The organism is Leptospira fletcheri, assembly GCF_004769195.1.
Lineage (GTDB): Bacteria > Spirochaetota > Leptospiria > Leptospirales > Leptospiraceae > Leptospira_B > Leptospira_B fletcheri.
Genome location: NZ_RQET01000005.1, coordinates 1 through 1,207 on the forward strand (window position 1 = coordinate 1; position 1,207 = coordinate 1,207).

General features: G+C 42.2%; 1 protein-coding gene. It reads left to right on the forward strand.

Features of this window, described 5'->3' with window-relative positions; all coding sequences use genetic code 11:
- Window positions 1-108: 108 nt before the first annotated feature.
- Entirely contained in the window at window positions 109-1,161 is a 1,053-nt protein-coding gene (locus EHO60_RS09875; protein ID WP_135768040.1) for an IS481 family transposase, read from the forward strand.
- Window positions 1,162-1,207 lie beyond the last annotated feature (46 nt).

Genomic DNA, 1,207 nt, shown 5'->3' on the forward strand with positions numbered 1-1,207 from the left:
TGTGGTGAGATAGTATTCACCTGACAGTCATCGAAAAACCGGTGGCCCCAGTTTCTTCTGAAAGAGAAAATGATTTTACGACAAATTATTTAAACTCAGGAGAAACCGATGACCACCTACGCCAATGCCACTGCAAAAGCCACTAGAAGAAAGCTAAATTTACTAGAGCTTGCGAATGAATTAGAAAATGTAAGCAAAGCCTGCAAGATCATGGGATATTCCCGTCAGCAGTTTTACGAGATTCGAAGAAACTTCCAAACCTATGGAGCAGAAGGTCTCCTGGATAGAATCCCAGGAGCGAATGGCCCCCATCCTAATAGAGTCAGTGAAGAAATCGAAAAGGAAGTCCTAGAATACTCACTTCATCATCCAACACATGGATGCCTAAAGGTCGCACAGCAACTCAGCCTCAAGGGTGTTAAAGTAAGTTCAGGCGGAGTTAGAGGAGTTTGGGCAAGGAATAAACTCGTAACAAAACACCAAAGGCTTCTTAGACTTGAAGAACATCATCGGGATAAAATTATTCCCCTCAGCGAAAACCAGATCCGGCTACTCGAAAAATTCGATCCTGAATACAGAGAAAGGCACATACAAGCCGATTCTACGGGAGAATTGGTATCTATGGATACTTTCATGGTTGGGTCCCTAAAAGGAGTCGGAAGAGTATATTTACAAACAGTAATTGATTGCCACAGCAGATTCGCGTGGGGGCGACTCTTTAATACTAAAATACCGGTCACCGCTGTTCAAACTCTTAACAACGACGTTCTCCCCTTCTTCGAGGAACACAATGTTAAAGTTCAGACTGTCCTGACCGATAATGGTCGTGAGTATTGCGGAAGAGAAGACCAACACCCGTTCGAACTTTTTCTTCAATTAGAAGATATCGAGCATCGGACCACTAAAGTCCGGAGACCTCAAAGCAATGGATATGTGGAACGTCTTCACAGAACTTTACTCGACGAACATTTTAGAATCGCAGGAAGAACTAAGTTTTACGAGTCGATCGAAGAAATGCAAATTGATCTGGAGATCTTCTTTGAAGAATACAACTACAAGAGGGCACACCAAGGAAGAAATATGAATGGAAGAACTCCATTTCAGGTCTTTGTCGAAGGAATCAAAACCGAGGAAAACGACGAACCAATTTTAGAAAATTAGGAAATTTCTTTCTGAAGAAATGTCAGCCGAATACTATCACTGTACA